General features: G+C 74.5%; 26 protein-coding genes. 13 read left to right on the forward strand and 13 right to left on the reverse strand.

Annotated features, from left to right (window positions below):
- Positions 1-105: 105 nt before the first annotated feature.
- From FB558_RS43670 to FB558_RS40195, 3 genes are read left to right on the forward strand one after another with little or no spacing between them, the layout of a single operon-like run.
- Positions 106-621 (forward strand): hypothetical protein, encoded by a 516-nt coding sequence (locus FB558_RS43670; RefSeq protein WP_170231788.1) that lies wholly within the window; start codon positions 106-108, stop codon positions 619-621.
- Positions 618-1,811: an HAD family hydrolase gene (locus tag FB558_RS40190; RefSeq protein WP_170231789.1), complete on the forward strand. Its 1,194-nt coding sequence runs from the start codon at positions 618-620 to the stop codon at positions 1,809-1,811. The genes FB558_RS43670 and FB558_RS40190 overlap by 4 nt, the downstream gene beginning before the upstream one ends.
- 46 nt (positions 1,812-1,857) lie before the next feature.
- Positions 1,858-2,481, forward strand: coding sequence for a TetR/AcrR family transcriptional regulator (locus FB558_RS40195; protein WP_142064069.1), 624 nt, complete (start codon positions 1,858-1,860; stop codon positions 2,479-2,481).
- Positions 2,482-2,601: 120 nt separating this feature from the next.
- Here the strand turns inward: FB558_RS40195 and FB558_RS40200 are convergent, their stop codons facing one another.
- On the reverse strand, positions 2,602-3,153 hold the full coding sequence (locus tag FB558_RS40200) for an ATP-dependent Clp protease proteolytic subunit (RefSeq protein ID WP_142064072.1): 552 nt from the start codon (positions 3,151-3,153) through the stop codon (positions 2,602-2,604).
- Between the two features lie 15 nt (positions 3,154-3,168).
- Complete coding sequence (locus tag FB558_RS40205) at positions 3,169-3,789, reverse strand: ATP-dependent Clp protease proteolytic subunit (protein ID WP_142064074.1); 621 nt, start codon at positions 3,787-3,789, stop codon at positions 3,169-3,171.
- A 187-nt stretch (positions 3,790-3,976) separates the two neighbouring features.
- Here FB558_RS40205 and FB558_RS40210 point away from each other — a divergent pair, with 187 nt between their 5' ends.
- The gene (locus tag FB558_RS40210; protein WP_142064076.1) at positions 3,977-4,204 is read left to right on the forward strand and encodes a hypothetical protein; all 228 of its coding nucleotides are present in this window, start codon (positions 3,977-3,979) and stop codon (positions 4,202-4,204) included.
- A gap of 2 nt (positions 4,205-4,206) precedes the next feature.
- Positions 4,207-4,431, forward strand: a complete 225-nt coding sequence (locus FB558_RS40215) for a DUF7455 domain-containing protein (RefSeq protein ID WP_142064079.1) — start codon at positions 4,207-4,209, stop codon at positions 4,429-4,431.
- 181 nt (positions 4,432-4,612) lie between these two features.
- Here FB558_RS40215 and FB558_RS40220 read toward each other — a convergent pair whose 3' ends face one another.
- From FB558_RS40220 to FB558_RS40230, 3 genes are read right to left on the reverse strand one after another with little or no spacing between them, the layout of a single operon-like run.
- On the reverse strand, positions 4,613-5,515 hold the full coding sequence (locus tag FB558_RS40220) for an alpha/beta fold hydrolase (RefSeq protein ID WP_142064082.1): 903 nt from the start codon (positions 5,513-5,515) through the stop codon (positions 4,613-4,615).
- Complete coding sequence (locus tag FB558_RS40225) at positions 5,512-6,405, reverse strand: AurF N-oxygenase family protein (protein ID WP_142064085.1); 894 nt, start codon at positions 6,403-6,405, stop codon at positions 5,512-5,514. The genes FB558_RS40220 and FB558_RS40225 overlap by 4 nt, the downstream gene beginning before the upstream one ends.
- Complete coding sequence (locus FB558_RS40230; RefSeq protein WP_142064087.1) at positions 6,402-7,265, reverse strand: SDR family NAD(P)-dependent oxidoreductase; 864 nt, start codon at positions 7,263-7,265, stop codon at positions 6,402-6,404. Before FB558_RS40230 ends, FB558_RS40225 begins: the two co-directional genes overlap by 4 nt.
- 58 nt (positions 7,266-7,323) lie before the next feature.
- On the opposite strand from FB558_RS40230, the gene FB558_RS40235 reads away from it, so the two are divergent.
- Positions 7,324-7,998: a TetR family transcriptional regulator gene (locus tag FB558_RS40235; RefSeq protein WP_246107113.1), complete on the forward strand. Its 675-nt coding sequence runs from the start codon at positions 7,324-7,326 to the stop codon at positions 7,996-7,998.
- Positions 7,991-8,290 carry a DUF4873 domain-containing protein gene (locus FB558_RS40240; protein ID WP_142064092.1) on the forward strand — a complete coding sequence of 100 codons (300 nt, stop codon included), beginning with the start codon at positions 7,991-7,993 and terminating at the stop codon, positions 8,288-8,290. The genes FB558_RS40235 and FB558_RS40240 overlap by 8 nt, the downstream gene beginning before the upstream one ends.
- Positions 8,291-8,340: 50 nt before the next feature.
- On the opposite strand, the gene FB558_RS40245 is transcribed toward FB558_RS40240, so the two are convergent.
- Together FB558_RS40245 and FB558_RS40250 are read right to left on the reverse strand one after the other, a co-directional pair.
- The gene (locus FB558_RS40245) at positions 8,341-8,568 is read right to left on the reverse strand and encodes a DUF3107 domain-containing protein (protein ID WP_142064095.1); all 228 of its coding nucleotides are present in this window, start codon (positions 8,566-8,568) and stop codon (positions 8,341-8,343) included.
- Positions 8,569-8,675: 107 nt separating this feature from the next.
- Complete coding sequence (locus FB558_RS40250) at positions 8,676-9,344, reverse strand: ferritin-like fold-containing protein (RefSeq protein WP_142064098.1); 669 nt, start codon at positions 9,342-9,344, stop codon at positions 8,676-8,678.
- 359 nt (positions 9,345-9,703) lie between these two features.
- On the opposite strand from FB558_RS40250, the gene FB558_RS40255 reads away from it, so the two are divergent.
- Genes FB558_RS40255 through FB558_RS40265 form a run of 3 tightly spaced genes read left to right on the forward strand, consistent with a single transcriptional unit; the run spans position 9,704 to position 13,649 of the window.
- Complete coding sequence (locus FB558_RS40255; protein ID WP_484291701.1) at positions 9,704-11,506, forward strand: DEAD/DEAH box helicase; 1,803 nt, start codon at positions 9,704-9,706, stop codon at positions 11,504-11,506.
- A gap of 19 nt (positions 11,507-11,525) precedes the next feature.
- Positions 11,526-12,797: an Rv3212 family protein gene (locus FB558_RS40260; RefSeq protein ID WP_142064104.1), complete on the forward strand. Its 1,272-nt coding sequence runs from the start codon at positions 11,526-11,528 to the stop codon at positions 12,795-12,797.
- 51 nt (positions 12,798-12,848) lie between these two features.
- Complete coding sequence (locus FB558_RS40265) at positions 12,849-13,649, forward strand: oxygenase MpaB family protein (protein ID WP_142064106.1); 801 nt, start codon at positions 12,849-12,851, stop codon at positions 13,647-13,649.
- Here FB558_RS40265 and FB558_RS40270 read toward each other — a convergent pair.
- The 5 genes from FB558_RS40270 to FB558_RS43675 form a co-directional block, all read right to left on the reverse strand.
- Positions 13,612-13,896 (reverse strand): hypothetical protein, encoded by a 285-nt coding sequence (locus FB558_RS40270; RefSeq protein ID WP_142064109.1) that lies wholly within the window; start codon positions 13,894-13,896, stop codon positions 13,612-13,614. The two genes, FB558_RS40265 and FB558_RS40270, sit on opposite strands and share 38 nt — an antisense overlap.
- Positions 13,893-14,732, reverse strand: a complete 840-nt coding sequence (locus FB558_RS40275; protein ID WP_142064112.1) for a RecB family exonuclease — start codon at positions 14,730-14,732, stop codon at positions 13,893-13,895. The genes FB558_RS40270 and FB558_RS40275 overlap by 4 nt, the downstream gene beginning before the upstream one ends.
- A 65-nt stretch (positions 14,733-14,797) precedes the next feature.
- The gene (locus FB558_RS40280; protein WP_142064115.1) at positions 14,798-15,670 is read right to left on the reverse strand and encodes a PHP domain-containing protein; all 873 of its coding nucleotides are present in this window, start codon (positions 15,668-15,670) and stop codon (positions 14,798-14,800) included.
- Between the two features lie 35 nt (positions 15,671-15,705).
- A complete protein-coding gene (locus tag FB558_RS40285) occupies positions 15,706-16,242 on the reverse strand; it encodes a PH domain-containing protein (RefSeq protein ID WP_142064118.1) in 537 nt (178 codons plus the stop codon).
- 3 nt (positions 16,243-16,245) lie between these two features.
- Complete coding sequence (locus FB558_RS43675; RefSeq protein WP_170231762.1) at positions 16,246-16,404, reverse strand: hypothetical protein; 159 nt, start codon at positions 16,402-16,404, stop codon at positions 16,246-16,248.
- A 102-nt stretch (positions 16,405-16,506) separates the two neighbouring features.
- On the opposite strand from FB558_RS43675, the gene FB558_RS40290 reads away from it, so the two are divergent.
- Complete coding sequence (locus FB558_RS40290; RefSeq protein WP_142064121.1) at positions 16,507-16,902, forward strand: NUDIX hydrolase; 396 nt, start codon at positions 16,507-16,509, stop codon at positions 16,900-16,902.
- A gap of 68 nt (positions 16,903-16,970) precedes the next feature.
- Positions 16,971-17,819, forward strand: a complete 849-nt coding sequence (locus tag FB558_RS40295) for a CPBP family intramembrane glutamic endopeptidase (protein ID WP_142064124.1) — start codon at positions 16,971-16,973, stop codon at positions 17,817-17,819.
- A 13-nt stretch (positions 17,820-17,832) separates the two neighbouring features.
- Here the strand turns inward: FB558_RS40295 and FB558_RS40300 are convergent, their stop codons facing one another.
- The gene (locus tag FB558_RS40300; RefSeq protein ID WP_142064127.1) at positions 17,833-18,336 is read right to left on the reverse strand and encodes a MaoC family dehydratase; all 504 of its coding nucleotides are present in this window, start codon (positions 18,334-18,336) and stop codon (positions 17,833-17,835) included.
- Between the two features lie 283 nt (positions 18,337-18,619).
- Here FB558_RS40300 and FB558_RS40305 point away from each other — a divergent pair, with 283 nt between their 5' ends.
- Positions 18,620-19,687 carry a magnesium and cobalt transport protein CorA gene (locus FB558_RS40305; protein WP_425468167.1) on the forward strand — a complete coding sequence of 356 codons (1,068 nt, stop codon included), beginning with the start codon at positions 18,620-18,622 and terminating at the stop codon, positions 19,685-19,687.
- Positions 19,688-19,765 lie beyond the last annotated feature (78 nt).

Raw genomic sequence — 19,765 nt, forward strand, 5'->3', positions numbered from 1 at the left:
CTCCGACCGTCGCGGGTGGCCACTCCCGGTGACGGGACTCGCGCCTGTGGGGGACGTCATCGACGCGCTCCCGCGCCGTTGTACCCCGTGGGGGAGGAGGCGGACATGGGCACCGGAACGCGGCTCGCCGGCACCGTCGTGGCGGTGACGGCCGTGTTCGCCGTCGCGTGGGGCGTCGGCGCGTCCACGGCCCCGCGCCCCGCGCCCCCGCCGGCCGTCCCGAGCGCGCCGACCCCGCCTGCCGCCGCGCCCGCCCCCGCACCGCCGGAGTCCCGGGTTGCCCTGGTGGACGGCTACCGGGTGCGGCTGGACGGCGAGCTCGTCCCGGGCGGCCCGTCGCAGGTGTTCGCCACGATCACTCGCGACGGCGCCGCGGTCACCGACCTCGAGCCGCACCTCGGCGGGTTCGGGCACCTCGTCGTGCTGCGGCTCGAGGACCTGGCGCTGCTGCCGGTGCGCTCCGGCGGGCCCGCGCCGGCCCCGACCGACCGCTCCGGGCCCGGACTCGCGTTCACGACCGGTTCCACGGCCCCCGGCACTTACCGGCTGTACCTGGAGTTCCGGCACGCCGGCGCCGTGCGCACCGCCACGTTCGCGGTCTCGGCCCGGGAGGTCTCGTGACGCTGCGGCGCGCGGAGTCGCTCGCCGTCGCCGTCGTGGGCGTGGTCGCGGTGGCCACGCTGGGCTACCGGCTCGGCGCAGGCGCCCCCGCCGTCGCGGCGTTCGCCACCGCGCTGGCGGTGCTGCTGGTCGCCGCCCCGGTGGCGCTGCACCTGGCGACGGCGACCCCGCTGCTGGTGGCCGCGGGCCGCGGTGCCCGGCTCGGGCTCCTGCTCCCCGACGCCTCGGCCGGCACGCTCCGCGTCGACACCGTGGTGGTCGCGGGCACGGAGGTGCTCACCACCGGCGGGCCGGAGGTGCAGGAGGTCCGGCTCGCGGACGGCGTCGGCCGGCACGACGCGCTCCGCATGGCCGGCTCGGTCGCGCAGGAGTCCGCCCGCCCGGTGGACCGCGCCGTCGCCGCGGCGTCGGAGGCGCTCCTCGGCGTGGCGGAGTTCGACGCCGTGGACGACCTGGGTTCCCGCGGCATCGTCGCGGAGGTCGTCACCGACGAGGGCGGGGAGCCGATGGTGATCGCGCACGCCGTGCTGGTCGGCGAGGTCGAGCTCCTGACCGCGCACGGCATCGCCCTGCCCGCCGAGCTGGCGGGAGCCCCGGCGCAGGCGGTGGCCGCCGGGCGCACCCCCGTCGCCGTGGCCTGGGACGGCGTGGCACGGGCCGTGCTCGCCGTCGGCGGCGCCGTGGCCGCGTCCCACGCCGCGGCCGTGCACGCCCTGCGCGAGCTCGGCGTCCGGCCGGTCCTGCTGGCGGCGCAGGCGGAGCCGGCGGCGCGCTACGTCGCCGGCAGGTGCGGCATCGACCCCGAGGCCGTGCACGCCGGGCTCTCCGGCGAGGACGAGGCCGCGGTCGTGCACCGGCTGCGGGCCTGTGGGGCCCGCGTGGCCGTGGTGGCCGAGGCGACGCACGCCGCCGCGCTCGCCGCCGCGGACCTGGCGGTCCGCACGGACCCGGCCGCTCCGGCGCACCACGGCCTGCCCGCCGCCGTGGACGCCATCCGGCTGGCCCACCGGGCCACCGGCGTGGCCAGGGCGAACGTCGCCTGGTCACTCGCCTGCACCGCCGCCGCGCTCCCGGCAGCGGCCACCGGGGTGCTGGGGCCGGTCCTCGCCGCCGCGGCGACGGCGACGAGCGCGCTCGTGGTCGTCGCCAACAGCCTGCGGCTCCAGCGGTTCGGCACTACCGGCGGGTAAGGTGTGCCTCCGCACCCGATCGGGTGGACGACGGGAGGGCAACCGCATGACCGAGGCACCGGCACCGGTGCACCGCGGCACCCGGCTGTCCCGCGACGCACGCCGGGCCCAGCTGCTCGTGGCCGCGCGGGACGTCTTCGCCGCGCACGGCTACCACGCCGCCGCGATGGACGACATCGCCGAACGCGCAGGCGTGAGCAAGCCGGTGCTCTACCAGCACTTCCCCGGCAAGCTCGAGCTCTACCGCGCGCTGCTCACCACCTACGCCGACGAGCTGGTGGAACGGGTCGCCGACGCGATCCGCGGTACGAACGACAACGAGCAGCGCGTGCACGCCGCCGTGTCGGCCTACTTCGACTTCGTGGCGGGCGAGGGCCAGGCATACCGCCTGGTGTTCGAGTCCGACCTGCGCGGCGAGCCGGAGGCGGCGGCCGTCGTGGACGGCGCGCTCACCCGCTGCATCGACACGGTCGCCGCGGCCGTCACCACCGACGCCGGGCTGGACGCCCCGCGCGCCCGGATGCTCGCCGTCGGGCTGGTCGGCCTGAGCCAGGTGGCCGCCCAGTACTGGCTGGACTCCGACCGGAGCGTGCCGCGCGACGAGGCCGTCGCGCTGATGTCGGGCTTCGCCTGGCGCGGCCTCGCCGGCTTCCCCCTGGTGCACGACTGACGCCCGTCAGCGCCGATGCTCGCCCCGCAAGCAGGGGCTCCGGAAACGGGTTTCGCATGACGAACGGCACTTTCGTCGGCTAGGTGCCGACGAGAGTGCCGTTCGTCAGGTGGGGGAGCCTTAACGGAGGACCCGGTCCACCAGGCCGTAGTCGGCGGCCTCCTGGGCGCTGAACCAGCGGTCGCGGTCGAAGTCCGCCTCGATCCGTTCCACCGGCTGCCCGGAGTGCGCGGCCGTGAGCTCGGCGATCTGCCGCTTGAGCTTCCCCAGCATCTCCGCACGGATCACGATGTCGGACTCCGAGCCGCCCGCGCCGCCCGACGGCTGGTGCATCATCACCTGGGAGTGCGGGAGCGCGAACCGCTTGCCGGGGGCTCCGGCCGTCAGCAGGAACTGCCCCATCGACGCGGCCATCCCGGTGGCGACGGTGGAGACGTCCGGCTCGATCGCGTGCATCGTGTCGTAGATGGCCATGCCGGCGAAGACCGAGCCACCCGGCGAGTTGATGTAGAGCGTGATGTCCGCGTGCGGGTCCTCCCCCGCGAGCAGGAGCAGCTGCGCGATCAGCTTCGTGGCGACGGGGTCGTCGACCTCCTGGCCGAGCACGACGATGCGCTCGCGCAGCAGCCGGTCGTAGACCGAGTCGTCGAGGGTGGCGATGCCCTGGGGCATGATCGGCGGTCCTTCCTATCGGGCGGGCTTGCGGCTGGAGACCACGTGGTCGGCGAGCCCGTAGGCCACCGCCTCGTCGGCCGTGAGGATGAGGTCGCGCTCGATGTCGTCGCGCACGCGTTCGGCCGGCCTGCCCGTCGCCTCGGCGAGCGCCGCTTCCAGCTGCCGGCGCAGGCGGGTCACCTCGGCGGCGTGGATCTCCAGGTCGGAGGTCTGGCCGCGGATGACGTCCACGCTCGGCTGGTGGATCAGCACGCGGGCGTTCGGCACCACCGAGCGCCGCCCCGGCGCCCCGGCCGCGAGCAGCACGGCCGCGGCGGAGGCCGCCTGCCCGAGGCAGTAGGTGTGCACCGCGGGCCGGATGTAGCGCATGGTGTCGTAGATGGCGGTCATCGCGGTCAGCGAGCCACCCGGCGAGTTGATGTACATCGAGATCTCGCGGTCCGGCTCGCTCGACTCGAGGCAGATCAGCTGCGCCATGACGTCGTTCGCGACGACGTCGTCGATCGGAGCGCCCAGGAAGACGATCCGCCCCTCGAACAGCTTGCTGTAGGGGTTCGTCTCCTGGTGGCCGTAGCTCGTCCGCTCGACGAACGACGGCAGGACGCTGCGCGCACGGACTTCCGTGGTGGGCATTCGAGCACCTCCGGGGTGGACGCCCCGGACGCTAGAGGCGTCCGGGCGCTGCGCCCCCGCCGCTTCGCGGGCGGCGAACCCGCTTTCGCCCAGAGCGGACTCGCGGTGCCGCGATGAGTTCCGGATGTGGCGCCGGTCTCATCAGGGAACGCGCCACACGGGCGCGCCGACCGGGAGGGAGCCGGCGATGACCACCACCACCAGCACGATCCTCAGCCACCGGGACCGCGCCGTGCTCCGGGCCGTCGCGGCCGGACGCTGCACCCTCTCGACGGGCTGCCTGCTCGCCGTCGACGGTGTGGGCTGCTGCGACCAGTTCGTCGGCCGCCGGTTGACGAACGCGGGCCTGATCAGCACCGGCCCCGGCCCCGCGCGCCTGACGGCCGACGGCCGCGCGCTGCTCGAGGCGGCGTGACGATGACACCCCCCGAGACGCTCCCGGAGCGCTGCGACCGCTGCCCCGCGACGGCCCGGGTGCGGGCCGAGCTGCCCTTCGGCGAGCTGCACTTCTGCGCCCACCACGCCCGCGCCCACGAGGACCGGCTCCGGGCGATGGGCGCCCGGCTCCGGACGCCGGCCAACGCGCCCCCGCTGCCACCGGTCCGATCCCGCCGCGACCGCGAACCGGCCGCGCCGGGATGACCGGACGACCGGCACGACCAGGTCCGCCCCGGTGATCGTGGCGAGCCGCACACCAGCGCCGCTACCGCAGCAGCCTGGTACGACTCGCGACGATCTGCCGGCCATGATCAGGCCGAGCCGCACACCACTTTGCGGGCAACCGCACCCACGTACGTCTTACACCGATCAGCCAGTGATCGGATCAGGCCGTCCGGCGGTGCGGCCGGGAGGCCCTCGCGGCGCCGGCGGCCAGGGCGGCGATCCGGCTCGCCACCCCGGACACCCGTTCCAGCGGCAGCATGTGCCCGGCGTCGGGGAAGATCGTCAGGTCCGCGGAGGGCAGCGCGTCGGCGATGCGCCGGGACGCGCTCACGGGCGTGAGGCGGTCCCGGGAGCCGACGAGCACGATCGTCGGGATCTCGGCGAACGCGGCCAGCGCGGCGTCGCGCTCGTGGGCCTCGAGCGTCGGCCGGAAGCCGGAGACGGTGAGCGGGCGGCATCCGGCCACCGCATCGCACGTGATCCGCCGGGCCTCGGCGCCCGCCCCCGGCCCGAGCAGCAACCAGCGCATCCCGGGCGCGAGCAGCCGCTTGTCGCCGAGCGTCTCGCGCGCCGACCAGCCGGGCGTGCCGTAGAGGAGTTGCTCCACCCTGCGGAACACCCCGACCCCGCGCGGGGACAGGCCGAACGGCCGCTCGGCGAGCCCCCCGCTCGCGGTGGCCACCAGCGCGACGCCGCCAGCGCGGGCCGCGACGTCCGGGTGCCGCTCGGCCAGCGCCATCAGCGTCATCCCGCCCATCGAGTGCCCGGCGAGCACGAGCGGGCCCGAAGGCGCGGTGGCGGCGACGACGGCGGCGAGGTCGTCGGCGAGCTGGTCGATCGTCATCGACTCCGGGTCCACGGCGGCCGATCGCCCGTGCCCGCGGTGGTCCGGCCGGACCACGCGCACGTCGCCGGTGGCCAGCGAGCGGGCCACCGGCCCCCAGGTGCGGTGGTCCAGGGTCCATCCGTGCGCGAGCACGACCGTGACCGGGGCGTCCTCCGCGCCGTCGACCTCGACGTGCAGCGGCACGCCGTCGGCGGCGGGGATCGTGCGGCTCGTCATCGGACCAGGTGGGCCTTCCGCCAGAGGATCTCGGTCGGCCCGCCGATGATGCCCTGCTCGCGCAGGAACGGCACGAGCTTGCGCGCCGACCAGTGCAGCGTCTCCCGGTGGTGCGGGTTCGCGAGGGCCGCGCGGTGCCCGACCGCGGGGTCGATGCCGACGGAGGCGTAGACGTCGCGGTGGACGAGGTTGCGGGCCACGACGAACGCGATCCGCGCCGCGAGGTAGCGGGCGAGCTCGCGCTGCGCCCGGTTGGTCTTCGGCATGATCCGGACCAGCTCCTCGCGGGCGTACCGGACGTGCCGCGCCTCCTCCGTCACGTGGATCTTGTTGACCATGCGGGTGAGCGGCTGCACCGTGTCGTCGCGCATTGCCTCGCGCTGCAGCTGGTCGAGGATCTCCTCGACGAACAGGGTGCCGGCGAACATCGCGGGCCCGGTGCCGACCGTCTTGAACAGCCGCCCCAGCTCGTGGGTGACGCGTCGGGGCGCGTAGTCCGGCACGCCGTAGCGCTCGGTCATCCTCGCGAACATGACCGAGTGCCGGCACTCGTCGGCGATCTCGGTGAGCGCGTACTGGATGTGGCGCCGGCGCGGGTCACGGTCGTAGGCGTAGCGCAGCAGCATCTGCATGAGGATGATCTCGAACCACAGGCCGATGCGGGCGATGCTGCAGATCTCGTGCACCGCGAGGGTGTGCCGCTGCTCCTCGCTCAGGGCGTCCCACAGCGGCGTGCCGTAGAGCGAGACGCGGTGCGGCGGCACCGCCCAGGCCCCGTCGACGAGCGGGGCGTCCCAGTCGATGTCGATGCCCGGCTCGTAGGAGTGCTCCAGCGACGAGCGCAGCAGCCGTTCGGCCGTGGCCTCCCGGTCCCCGACGGCGCGGGTCACCGGGCGCTCCGCTGCGGGGCGCGGCCGGTCAGCCGCGCGACGAGGCCGGCCGCCAGCGGGGATCCGTCGAAGCGGCCCGCGGCGGCCTGCGCGCGGATGCGCCGGGCCACGGCCGGGCCCACGACGCCGGGCAGGTGCCGGCCGGCCCACAGCTCCAGGTTGCCGGCGCGCGTGCAGGCGGTGTCGCGCGGCGGCCGGCCCGCGGTGAGGACGCGCAGCACGGTGCCGACGACGTCCTCGACCTCCTCGCGCCGCACCTGGCCCTCGAGCGCGAGCCCGACCTCGGCGCCCGCGGCGTGGATCGGCGTGCGCACGTACCCCGGGTAGACGGTGCTGACGTGCAGCTCGGTGCCGTACTCGAGCCGCAGCGCGTCGGCGTAGGCCGCCATGCCGCGCTTCGCGACGCTGTAGGCCGACACGAACGGCAGCGTGAGGTAGGCCAGCTCGCTGGAGACGAAGACGGCCCGGCCGCGCGCGCCGCCGCGCTCGGCCCGGCTCGCGGTCAGCGCGGGCAGCGCCGCGGCGGTGACCCGCCACGCGCCCAGCAGGTTGACGTCGATGACGCGCAGCGCGTCCGGCTCGAGGGGGCCACCCGCGTCGTTCGGGATGCCGATGCCGGCGTAGTGCACGACGGCGTCGAGGCCGCCCAGCCGCTGCACGGCCTCGCCGACCGCGGCCTCGACGGCGGCCGTGTCGGTGATGTCGCAGGCGAGCACGCCGTCGCCGCCGGCGACGTCGAGCCCGACGACCTGGGCTCCCCGCTCGCGCAACCGCATGCTGGTGGGCGCACCGAAGCCGCCCGCCGCGCCCGTGACGAGCACGCGGGCGGGGGTTCGGGCGGACACCGCTGTCGCTGCCATCGTTCCGGCCTCCCGACGACTCTTGCTGTTACCGGCGGTAACTGTTACCACTGGTACCGTGCCTCGCGACGAGCCCCGTGTCAAGGCGGCCACCCCGGCCGACCGCCAGCAGCGCAGGGCCGAGCGCCGCGCCGAGATGGTGCAGGCGGCCATCGAGGCGGTGCGCACCCACGGGCCGGGCGTCTCCGTCGCGGAGATCGCGGCGACGGCGGGCATCACCAAGCCGGTGCTCTACCGGCACTTCACCGACCGGGCCGACCTGCAGCGCGCGGTCGGCGAGCAGGCGGCGCAGATGCTGCTGGGCCGGATGGCCCCGGAGATCGACCCCGAACGCGAGCCCGCGCAGCTCATCCGAGGCGTGATCGACGCGTTCCTCGCCGGGATCGAGGACGAGCCGCAGCTGTGGCGCTTCGTCGTGCACCACCCGGTGGAGCGCGCGGCGGGGGCCGAGGTCGTCGAGGACGCCCGCGAGCAGATCGCCCGCATGCTGGCCATGGTCATCGGCGAGCGGATGCGGGCGCTCGGCCTCGACTCCGGCGGCGCGGAGGCATGGGCGCAGGGGCTCGTCGGCATGGTGCAGAGCGCGGGCGACTGGTGGCTCGAGCGGCGCACGATGAGCCGCGCCGCGCTCACCGACTACCTGACCACGATCATCTGGGGCGGGATCTCGGGCGTGCTCGCGATGGCGGACGCCCCCGGCGGCCTCACGGTCCCGGAGGTCGGGCGTGGCTGACGACGACGAGGGCTACACCGGCCCGGCGGTCCTCACCGTCGGCGGGCGGGACGTGCCCGTGCACGCCCGGCTGGACGCCCGGCACGAACCGCAGGACGGTCGGCTGCACTGGTTCGGGCGCGTACGGCCCGCGGACGACGCGGGCGAGCTGCCCGGCGGGCGGATCGAGCTGCGCACCGACGGCGCCCGCGCGGAGGGGCGTCTCGGGGAGGTCGACCCGTGGGGCCGCTACCGCGTCACCGGCGTGGGCAGGCCGCCGTTCGCGCTGGACGAGCCGGACCTCGACGACTGACTCGTGAGTGGATACGGGTGCCGGAGCACCCGTATCCACTCACGGGGGCCTCAGCCGATCGCGAAGCCGACGCGGCCCGCCGCGGCGGGCGCGATCTCGACGTAGGCGATCTGGGCGGCGCGCACGAGGTAGCGCCTGCCCTTGTCGTCGACGAGGCGCAGCAGCCCGTCGGCGTTCTTGATCGCGTCGTCGACCAGCGCCTGGACCTCGTCCGGCGTCTGGTCGCTGGACACCACGAGCTCGCGCGCGCTCTCCGCGATGCCGATCTTGACCTCCACCGGTGGACCTCCTGGTCGAGCTGGTTGTTGGGTGCGCGGCCCAGGCTAGACGAGCAGAGGGGGCCGTGAGGTCGCGGGCGCTCCGCCGTGGGCGAACTCCCGGCCGCTCAGTTGAGTCCGAGGCGGGCCATCCGCTTGCCGTGGTTGGACTGCAGCCGCCGCAGCAGCGCCGCGATGCCGGACAGGTCGCCGGAACCGGACACGATGAACTCGGCGAGCTCGTCGCGCTCGGCGACGATGTGCTGGGCCTGGGTGACGGCCTCACCGAGCAGCCGGCGCCCCCACAGCGCGAGCCGGTCGTGCACCTGCCTCCCGCTCGCGCACGCGGCCTTCACCTCGCGCTCGGCGAAGGCGCTGTGCCCGGTGTCGGCCAGCACCTGCTGCACCAGGGCGCCGGTGGGGCCCGGCAGCCACCCGGCGATCTCGCGGTAGAAGTCGGCCGCGAGGCCGTCGCCGAGGTAGGCCTTCACCAGTGACTCCAGCCAGCTGCGCGGCGCCGTGGAGGCGTGGTAGGCGTCCCACTGCGCCACGAACGGCAGCATCGCGTCCTCGATCGGCACGCCGAGCCCGTGCAGGTGCTCCTCGAGCATCCGGAAGTGGCCGATCTCGGCGGCGGCCATGGCCGACAGCGCCGCCCGGCCGGCGAGCGTGGGCGCGTGCCGCGCGTCCTCGGCCAGCCGGTCGAACGCCGACAGCTCCCCGTAGGCGAGCACGCCCAGCAGGTCGACGGTGGCCCGGTCCGCTCCGGCAGGGTCCGCCGCCTGCGCAGTCTCCATGTGGGCGAGCCTAGTCGAGCGGGCGCCCGGTGACGGATGTCACGATCGGCGGCGCCAGGGCGGCCGGACCGGCCGCGGAGGCGCACCTCACGGCGCCTGCGGGCGTGCCGGGCTGTCGCCACGAGCGGAAACCGGTAGGATGTGCGGTAGCGCAGTGCCCGGCTGGGGCGCGCGCTCACCGGCGGTCGCCGGTCTGTGGTCCCGAACCCCGGGAACGCGTCCGGAGCCGCAACGACATGGTGCGTGCAGCGCCTTGCCTGCTCTCCCGCCCGAGCGCGTCCGCGCCGGTGGTCGACGAGCCGGCCCCGGGCTCCTGTGCGCGGAGAGAGGCGATCAACCTGTCCGTCGAGAACGAAGCGGTGAACGACGTCCCCGTCGAGGATCCCGCTGTCGAGAACCCCGTCATCGAGAACCCCCCGACCGCCGACCCGACCGACGAGGTCGTGGAGGCGCATCCCCTCCAGGCCGGAGCCCCCGTCAAGGCCGAGTCCCCCACCTTCGCCGAACTCGGCGTCCGCCCCGAGATCGTCAAGGCGCTCTCCGAGGCCGGCATCGAGCGTACGTTCGCCATCCAGGAGCTCACCCTCCCGCTGGCGCTCGCCGGCGAGGACGTGATCGGCCAGGCCCGCACCGGCATGGGCAAGACGCTCGGCTTCGGCGTCCCCCTGCTGCAGCGCGTGGTCCCACCCTCGGAGCAGCCCGCGGCCGACGCCCACGGCGAGGCCGCCGACCGCACCAAGGACGTCCCGCAGGCTCTCGTCGTGGTGCCCACGCGCGAGCTGTGCGTGCAGGTCGCCAAGGACATCGCCGACGCCGGCAAGCACCTCGGCATCCGGGTCACCGCCATCTACGGTGGCCGCACCTACGAGCCGCAGCTCGCCGCCCTGCGCAAGGGCGTCGACGTGGTCGTCGGCACCCCGGGCCGCCTGCTCGACCTCGCCGAGCAGCGCCACCTGGTGCTCGGCCGCGTGCAGGCCCTCGTGCTGGACGAGGCCGACGAGATGCTCGACCTCGGCTTCCTGCCCGACGTCGAGCGGATCATGCGCATGCTGCCCGAGAAGCGGCACACGATGCTGTTCTCGGCCACGATGCCCGGCCCGATCATCGCGCTGTCGCGCGCCTTCCTGCACCGGCCCACGCACATCCGGGCCGAGGAGGCCGACCAGGGCTCGGTGCACGAGCGCACCCGCCAGCTGGTCTACCGCGCGCACGCGATGGACAAGGTCGAGCTGCTCACCCGCGTGCTGCAGGCCGAGGAGCGCGGCCTCACGATGATCTTCGCACGCACCAAGCGCACGGTGCAGCGGGTGGCCGACGACCTGGCCGACCGCGGCTTCGCGGCCGCCGCCGTGCACGGCGACCTGGGCCAGGGCGCCCGCGAGCAGGCGCTGCGCGCGTTCCGCTCGGGCAAGGTCGACGTGCTGGTGGCCACCGACGTGGCCGCCCGCGGCATCGACGTCACCGACGTCACGCACGTCGTCAACTACCAGTGCCCCGAGGACTCGAAGACCTACGTCCACCGGATCGGCCGCACCGGCCGCGCCGGCAAGGAGGGCGTGGCCGTCACCCTCGTCGACTGGGACGAGATCCCCCGCTGGAAGCTGATCAGCGACGATCTCAGCCTGGGCATCGAGGAGCCGGTCGAGACGTACTCGACGTCCGACCACCTGTACGCCGAGCTCGGCATCCCCACCAGCGCCACCGGCCGCCTGCCGCGCTCGAAGCGCACCCGGGCCGGGCTGGAGGCCGAGTACGTCGACACCGAGGGCGACTACGGCAGCAAGCGCAAGCGCGACAAGCCGAGCGGCCGTCGTCGCCAGGACGAGGACGAGGTGATCCCCGCCCGGCGGCCCCGCTCGCGGGCCCGCACGCGCAGCCGCGCGGGCGTCACGCTCAGCGGGCCCGACCAGTCCGCCGCCGACGCGGCCGAGTCGCCCCGCGACACGGCCACCGACGTCAGCACGGCAGACGTCCGCACCGCCGATGCCGGCAGCGCCGACACCAGCGCCGACACCGGCGTCGACGCCGGGACCGGCCCGGACGCCGGCGAGCGTTCCGAGGGCGGCCGCCCGCGCCGGCGTCGTCGCCGCGGTGGCGCCCGTCGCCGCCCGGCGGGCGAGTCGGCCGTCGAAACGCAGGCCTCGGACGCCGCCGCGAGCTGATCCGCGCAGCAGGCCGGGGATGGCTCCCGACACCGACGCGCGCCCGCGCCCGGCGCGGCTCCGGCCCGAACGGCGCCGCCGCAGCGACCTCGTCGTCGCGGCGGCGCTCACGGCCGTGCTCCTCGGCGCGGCCGCCGTGCTCTGGGGCACGAGCGACGTCGTCGCCACGACGTCGCGGCCCGCGGCCGCACCGATCGCGCCTCCGCCGCCCGCAACGGGCGTGCCCGCGGCACTGGCCGAAGGATGGCGCGCGCCCAGCGGCGCCACCGTGGTCCCCGCCGTCGCCGGGCCGGCCGTCGTCACCGCCGACGGCGACCGGGTCGTCGGGCGGGACGCCGTCACCGGCGAGGAGCGTTGGAGCTACGAGCGCGACCGGCCGTTGTGCACGGTGGCTCCCGGGTTCCCCCGCGCGGACGACGGCGTCGGGCGCGTTCTCGCGCTGTACGCGGGCGGCTCCGGGTACTGCAGCGAGCTCACCGCGCTGCGCCCCGACACCGGGGCGCGCGCCGGCGCCGCGAACCCGGACGCGCACCCGGGCACCCGGCTGCTCGCGTCCGGCTCGTCCGTCGTCGCGACGGGCAGCGACTACCTCGAGGTCCTGCGCAGCGACCTGGTCAAGACCCTGGAGTACGGCGCCGTCCCGGCGGCCGCACAGCCCGACCAGCAGCCGCGCCCGCGCTGTTCGCACGCCTCCACCGCGATCGGCTCCGACCGGCTCGGCCTGGTGGAGCGCTGTCCCGGCGAGCCCACCGACCGGCTGACGGTCCTCGCGCCGGACGGCGAGGACGGCGCCGAGGAGCCGCAGGAGGAGTTCTCGGTCCCGCTGCCCGGCACGGGGGCGGTGCTGCTGGCGGTGTCCGCGGACCGCGCCGCGGTGGTACTCCCCGGCCCCGCGCGCCTGCTGGTGTTCGACGCCGCGGGCAGCCAGGTCGCCGAGCACCCGCTGGACGTCCCGGACGCCGAGATCACCGACCCCCCGGGTGGCGCCGCCGCCGTGGAGACCGACGGCGAGCGGTTCTCCTGGTGGACCGGGTCGCGCACGATCGCGCTCGACGCGCGGGAGCTGACGCCGCTGTGGTCGGTCCCCGGGACGGTCGGTCCGGCCGTCGCGCACGCGGGCGGGTTGCTCGTGCCCGTCCCGGACGGGCTCCTCGTCCTCGACGCCGTCGCCGGCTCCGCGCTGCGCACGATCCCGGTCGCGCGACCGGACGGGCCGGTGCGCCTCGCGTCGATCGGCGAGGTGCTGCTCGAGCAGCGCGGCGCCGAGGTGGTCGCCCTGCACCCGGCGTGACGATCAGCGGCTCGACTCGCCGATCCGTCCCGACCGGGTGAACCTGTTCTCGTGAGCACCGCATCGCCCTCTCCGACCGCACCGGGGTACTTCCCGCCCGGCAGCGCCACCCGCCGCGTCATCGGCGATCCGGCGGCGCTGGTCGGCGGCATCAGCGCGCTGTTCCTGCAGGCCCTGCACCCGCGCGCGATGGCGGGCGTCGACCAGCACTCGTCGTTCCCCGCCGACTTCTGGCCGCGGCTGCAGCGCACGGCGGGGTACGTCACGACGCTCGCGTTCGCCGAGACGGCCACCGCCGACCGCGCCGTGGCCCGGGTGCGCGCGATCCACCGCCGGGTGCGCGGGATCGACCCGGTCACCGGCAGGCCCTACTCCGCCGACGACCCCGACCTGCTGCGCTGGGTGCACGTCACGGAGGTGAGCTCGTTCTCCGCCGCGGTGCGCAGGCTGGGGCTGATCGACGAGGCCGAGGAGGACCGGTTCCTCGCCGAGCAGGTGCGGGCCGGTGCCCTGCTGGGTGGCACGGACCTGCCGGGCAGCCGGGCCGAGGTGGAGGCCTACTTCTCCGCCGTCCGGCCCGAGCTCGTCGCGAGCCCGACGGCGATGCGGGCGGCGCGGCGGCTGCTGCTGGCCCCGATGCCGTGGCGCGTCGCGCTGCTCACCCCCGCGCGGCCGGCCTGGACGGCGGTGGCGGCCGTGGCGATCGGGATGATGCCGGGGTGGGCGAAGCGGCTCTACGGCCTCCCTCGGGTGCCCGGGGAGGAACTGGCCACCACCGCAGGCCTCGCGACGCTGCGCACCGGCATGCTGGCCGTCAGGCGAGCCACTGGACGGCCAGCACCACCGCGGTGACGAGCACGACGGCCAGCGCGGCGACCGCCGCGACGCCGTCGCGCCTGCGGTCGGCCTGGCGCTGGGCCAGCACCGCCAGGACCGCGGCGACGGCGTGCCCCGCGATCGTCGCGCCGGTGGGCCCGGGCACCCCGAGCCGCTCCGCGAGGAACCAGGCGCCGACGAGCGCCAGCACGAGGGCCACCAGGCCGCCCGCCAGCAGCCCGGCCAGCCCGCGCAGCAGCCGGACGCCGCGGGCCTCGGTCATGGCGCGAGCCCGGCCCACGGCGGTTCCTCGGGGGCGGCGGCCCGGCCCTGCGGGCAGTGGCGGCGCACGTCGCAGCGCCCGCAGCGCGGAGCGGGACGGGCGGGGAAGAGCGCGTCGGCACCGCCGCCCGCGGCGAGCGCGCCCGCGGCGGAGTCGAGCTCCTCCGCGGTGGTCTCCGCCCGCCGGACGTGCCCCTGCAGTGACGCCGGGTCGTGGCGCCACGCCGCCACCTCCCCGCTGGGCAGGTGGTGCAGCTCCACCTGGGTGCACCGGCGGTGCAGCGTGCGCTCGGCGGCCACCGCGTACAGGGCCAGCGCCTGCGACGCCGCGGTGTCGTCGGGGGTGGGCCTGCGGCGCCCGGTCTTGTAGTCGACGACGACGAGCTCGTCGCCGCGGCGGTCGATGCGGTCCGCCCGCCCCTCCGCGACGATCCGGTCGGTCGCCACCGAGACCCAGCGCTCCAGCCCGACGGTCTCCGCGTCCGGCTCGAGCTCCGCGGCGTAGTCGGCCAGCCAGCCGCGCGCCCGCTCCCGGTACTCGTCGGCCTGCGCGGCGTCGCGGAAGCCCTCGCTGCTCCAGTACCGGTCGACGAGCGCGGCCGCCGCCTCCGGCGTGCGCCGCGCGGGCGGGAGGTCGAACAGGGCCCGCAGGGCCAGGTGCACCACGGCCCCGAGGGTGCTGCCCGCCCGCGCGCCACCGCGGGACGGAGCCGGCCGGTCCAGGTAGGTGAGCCGGTAGCGGCGCGGGCAGTCGTCCCACGTGGCGAGCTTGGACGGCGTGACCCGCACGAGCCGGGTGGTCGGGAAGTCGAACCCGAGCTGCGTGCCACCGTCCACGCCGACGACGGTATCCGCCCCGGCCGACGGTCCCCTCGCCCGGGCGCCTTCGCCCACCGGGTGCCTCACCCGGTGAGGACGTCGACCCCGGTGGCGTTGTCGAGCAGCCGCTCGAGCGCCTCGGCCGCGGTCGTCTCCGCCGCGATCGGGGTGGTCTTGTTCGTGCCGTGGTAGTCGCTCGAGCCGGTGACCACCAGGCCGGTCTCGGCGGCGAGCCCCCGCAGGAGCTCGCGGTCCTCCGGTGCGTGGTCGGGGTGGTCGACCTCCACGCCGGTGAGCCCGGCCGCGGCCAGCTCGACGATGACGGACGGCTCCACGACCCGGCCCCGCTTGCGGGCGAGCGGGTGCGCGAACACGGCGACGCCGCCGGCCGCGCGGACCATCTCGATCGCCGTGCGCACCGGCGTGTCGGACTTCGGCACGTAGTAGGGGCTGCCGTTGTAGAGCAGCGTGGCGAAGGCCTCGGTGACCGACCCGACCACGCCCGCGGCCACGAGCGCACGCGCCAGATGGGGGCGTCCGGCGCTGGCACCCGCCGGGAGCTGCGCGAACACCGCGTCGGTGTCGACCGGGTACCCGTCGGCGGCCATCTTCTCGGTCATCCGGTGCAGCCGCTCCACGCGCTCGGCCCGCAGCCGCGCCTGCTCGGCGACGATCGCGGCGTGCTCGGGGTCGAACTGGTAGCCGAGCAGGTGCACGGCGACGTCACGGTCACCGCGCCCGGTGGGGCAGACGCACGAGAACTCCGCCCCCCGCAGCAGGCGCATCCCCGGAGGCAGGGCCGCCGCGGCCGCCGCCCAGCCGGACGTGGTGTCGTGGTCGGTGATCGCCAGGACGTCGATCTGCGCGGCCGCGGCGACCGTGACGAGCCGGGCGGGGTCGTCGGTGCCGTCCGACGCGGTGGAGTGGGTGTGCAGGTCGATGCGGGGGCGGGGCACGCCTGAGGTTAACCCCGGGTGGATTCCGGGCGGCTTCAGCGGCGCCAACGCGGGCGCGCCAGCATGCCGGTGGCGCGGGTCTTGCCCTTCTCCCCGAACACCAGCTCCGAGAGCGCCTCGTAGATCTCCTCGGGGCGGGGCAGGTAGTCGATCCGGTTGAGCGCCTGGATCTGGCCCGCCGACTCCACGACGATCGTGCCGTAGCCGAACAGGCGCCCGGACAGCGAGCGCCGGAACGTGAGGTCGGTGACCTTGCCCAGCGGCATCATGCCGACGTTGTGCGTGATGATGCCCTGCGCGAGCATCACCCGCTTGTCGGTGATGACGATGCGCTCGATCCACCACAGGATCGTGAGCACCGTGAACCGCAGCACCGCCACCAGCGCCAGGTAGAAGGCGAGGTTGTCGATGAGCACGCTGTCCGGCAGCATCCGCTCGCCGATGACGAGCACCAGCAGGAACAGCGCCGTGGACGTGACGTGGTTGAGCATGACGGCCCAGTGCTGCCGCACGCGGATCACCCTGCGCTCCGTGGGGAGCAGGTACTCGTCGATCTCGCGGGGGGCGAGCACGGCCTAGACGAGCTGTGTGAAGAAGCGGATGACGGAATCGGCACCGTTGCGGAGCGTGGTGCCGATGCTCTGCATCGACCCGGCGGCGCTGTCGGGCTGCGTGAAGACGAACCAGAGGAGCAGCGCGATCGCGAGCACTCCGACGATCTTCTTGACGTTCACCACAACCACCGTTCTGGACGTGACGGAGACCCGTGCACCTGATTTGTACCGCACCAGTGGTGTCCAGGGTATCCGGCACGCGGGCCCATATGATCACACCCGATGACCGAGCGTGAGCGGATCGTCCCCTGTGTGGGGGCGCTGACCTACGACCGGGGTGGACGGCTGCTCCTCGTCCGGCGGGCCAACGAACCCGGTCGCGGACTGTGGTCGCTCCCCGGCGGCCGCGTCGAGGAGGGCGAGGACGACGCCACCGCGCTCGCCCGGGAGATGGCCGAGGAGACCGGCCTGGTGGTCGTACCAGGTGCGCTGGTCGGCCGCGTCCGCCGCGGGCCCTACGACATCGCGGACTACCGGTGCCGCGTGGTCGGCGGCACCCTGCTCGCGGGGGACGACGCCGTGGACGCGCGGTGGTGCGACGCGGCCGCGATGGGAGAGCTCCCGTTGGTCCCCGACCTGTGGGAGACGCTGCGCGACTGGGACGCCCTCCCGCCCTGAGGCCGGGCGGGGATCTCCGTCCACCCCGCGGAGTTGTCGCACCGGCGCTGCCCGGCCATGCTGGCCCGGTGAGCGCCGGTGCCGCGACGACCGACAACGACGAGGGCCGGTTCGCCGCGCGGCCCGCCTGGAGCAGGCTGCTCGCTGCGGCACTGGTGTCGACCTCCGCGATCGCGCTGTTCGGCCTGCAGGAGCGCTGGATCGGGTACACGCTGATCGTCGCGGGCCTCGCCGTCGCAGCGGTCGTGGACCGCGCCCTGCTGCGGCACCTGCTCCTCATCGCCGCAGGGCTGGTGGTCATCAGCACGATGTCGCTGGAGGCGGACCTGAGCAACGCCGCGATGGCCCGGTTCGCGATCACCTTGTCGGCGGCGGTCGCCCTGCCCTACGCCATCTCCCGAATGTGGTATCGGGAAGACGTCATCAAGTTCCCGGTCCGTACCGGCAACAGGTGGAGCGGGTTCGAGTACGGCTACCTGGCGGTGGTGGTCGTCGCGGGCTACCTGATCCTGCCCGTGTACTTCCTCGGCTCGGGCGCCTACCGGAACTGGCCGGACATCGCCGGCGCCGATGAGATCGTCCGGCTGTTCATCGGGGTGAACGCGGTCGGGCTGTGGGACGAGCTGTTCTTCATCTGCGTCGTCTTCGCGCTGCTCCGCCACCACTTCCCGTTCTGGCAGGCGAACGTCCTGCAGGCCGTCGTCTTCGTGTCGTTCCTCTGGGAACTGGGATATCGCGGCTGGGGACCGCTGCTCACCGTGCCGTTCGCGCTGCTGCAGGGCTACATCTTCGCGCGCACGCGGTCGCTGCCCTACGTGGTCACCGTCCACCTGACCTTCGACCTCGTCATCTTCGGCATCCTCGTGCACGCCTACAACCCCGAGCTGGCGAACGTCTTCCTGACCGATCCGCGATAGGTCGGCTATTGCGTCAGAGCCGCGGTTCGGGACGGCCCGGCTGCTCGCCGCCACGGGTGTCGCCGTACGAACGCTTGGGCACCATCACCTTGCGGCGGAACGTGCAGACCACGGTGCCGTCCTGGTTGTAGCCGCGGGTCGCCACGTGCACGACGCCGCGGTCGTCCTTGGAGCGCGACTCCGTCTTGTCCAGCACCTCGGTCTCGCCGTAGATCGTGTCGCCGTGGAACGTCGGCGCCGTGTGCTTGAGCGACTCGACCTCGAGGTTGGCGATGGCCTTGCCGGAGACGTCGGGCACGGACATGCCCAGCAGCAGCGAGTAGATGTAGTTGCCCACCACGACGTTGCGACCGAAGTCGGTGGTCTCCCCCGCGTAATGCGCATCCATGTGCAGCGGGTGGTGGTTCATCGTGAGCAGGCAGAACAGGTGGTCGTCGTACTCGGTGACCGTTTTGCCCGGCCAGTGCTTGTAGACCGCACCGACCTCGAACTCCTCGTAGTACCGCCCGAACTGCAACGCTGCCGCCTCCCTCGCCGATGAACGGAGCAGGTGGGGGTAATCTAGCCCGTGGACCGGTCGTGGCCGCGCTGCGCGGACATGGCCCTGAACACACCGGAGGAGGTGAGCGCGGTGCAGAAGTCACCCGGATGCAGTAGTCGCCGCGTTCCCGACACGGCGATCGGCTGATCTCCCCGGTCGGGACGCGAGTTCCACACGCGCCACGAGCCCTGCTCGGCGCCGTCCCGACCGAACCCCTCGGAGGTATGCCGTGCCGCCCCTGTCCGCCCTCCGGCCTGTCATCCGCGCCCACCGCCCGTCGCTGCGGAGCCGCGACACCGTGCTGTCGAACACGCTGCGCGTCCCGATCTCGGCCTACGTCGTCGACTGCGCCGTCTACGTCGACGGCGAGCGCCTCCCCGGCCGCTGGTCGCACGAGGAGGCCCTCGCCGAGGTCCGGCTGCGCGACAACGCCTTCGTCTGGATCGGCCTCCACGAGCCCGCCGAGGAGCAGATCACCGGCATCGCCGACGTCTTCGGCCTGCACGAGCTCGCCGTCGAGGACGCCGTGCACGCCCACCAGCGCCCCAAGCTGGAACGCTACGACGACATGCTGTTCATGGTGCTCAAGACCGTCTGCTACCGCGGGCGGCCGGACCCGAGCGCCGAGCACGAGATCGTCGAGACCGGCGAGGTCATGGTGTTCCTCGGCGCCGACTTCGTCATCACGGTCCGGCACGGCGACCACTCGTCGCTGCGGGAGGTGCGCCGCACCCTGGAGTCCGACCCCGAGCAGCTCGCCCTCGGTCCCGCCGCGGTGCTGCACGCGATCGCCGACCACGTCGTCGACAGCTACCTCGACGTCACCACGGCCATCGAGGACGACATCGAGGACATGGAGACCCAGGTCTTCGCGCCGCGGTCGAGCGTCGACTCCGAGCAGATCTACGTGATGAAGCGCGAGGTGCTGGAGCTGCGCCGCGCCGTCGTCCCGCTGGGGGCGCCGGTGCGCAAGCTCACCGAGGGCTACAGCTCGCTCGTGCCGCACGACGTCCGCTCGTACTTCCGCGACGTCGACGACCACCTCGTCACCGTCACCGAGCGGATCGCCGGGTTCAACGAGCTGCTCACCACGCTGATCGACGCCGCACTGGCCAAGATCACGCTGCGGCAGAACAGTGACATGCGCAAGATCACCGCCTATGTCGCGATCATCTCGGTGCCCACGATGATCGCCGGGCTCTACGGGATGAACTTCGACGAGATGCCCGGGCTGCACTCGCCGCTCGGCTACCCGTTGACGCTCATCGCGATCGTCGCGACGTGTCTCGCGCTGTTCCGGGTGTTCCGCCGCAACGAGTGGCTCTGACCCCGCGAGTCCCCCATTCCGACAGCGCGAGTCTCCCGTTCCGACAGCGCGAGTCTCCCGTTCCGACAGCGGGAGTCT

Source organism: Pseudonocardia kunmingensis (assembly GCF_006716445.1).
GTDB lineage: Bacteria > Actinomycetota > Actinomycetes > Mycobacteriales > Pseudonocardiaceae > Pseudonocardia > Pseudonocardia kunmingensis.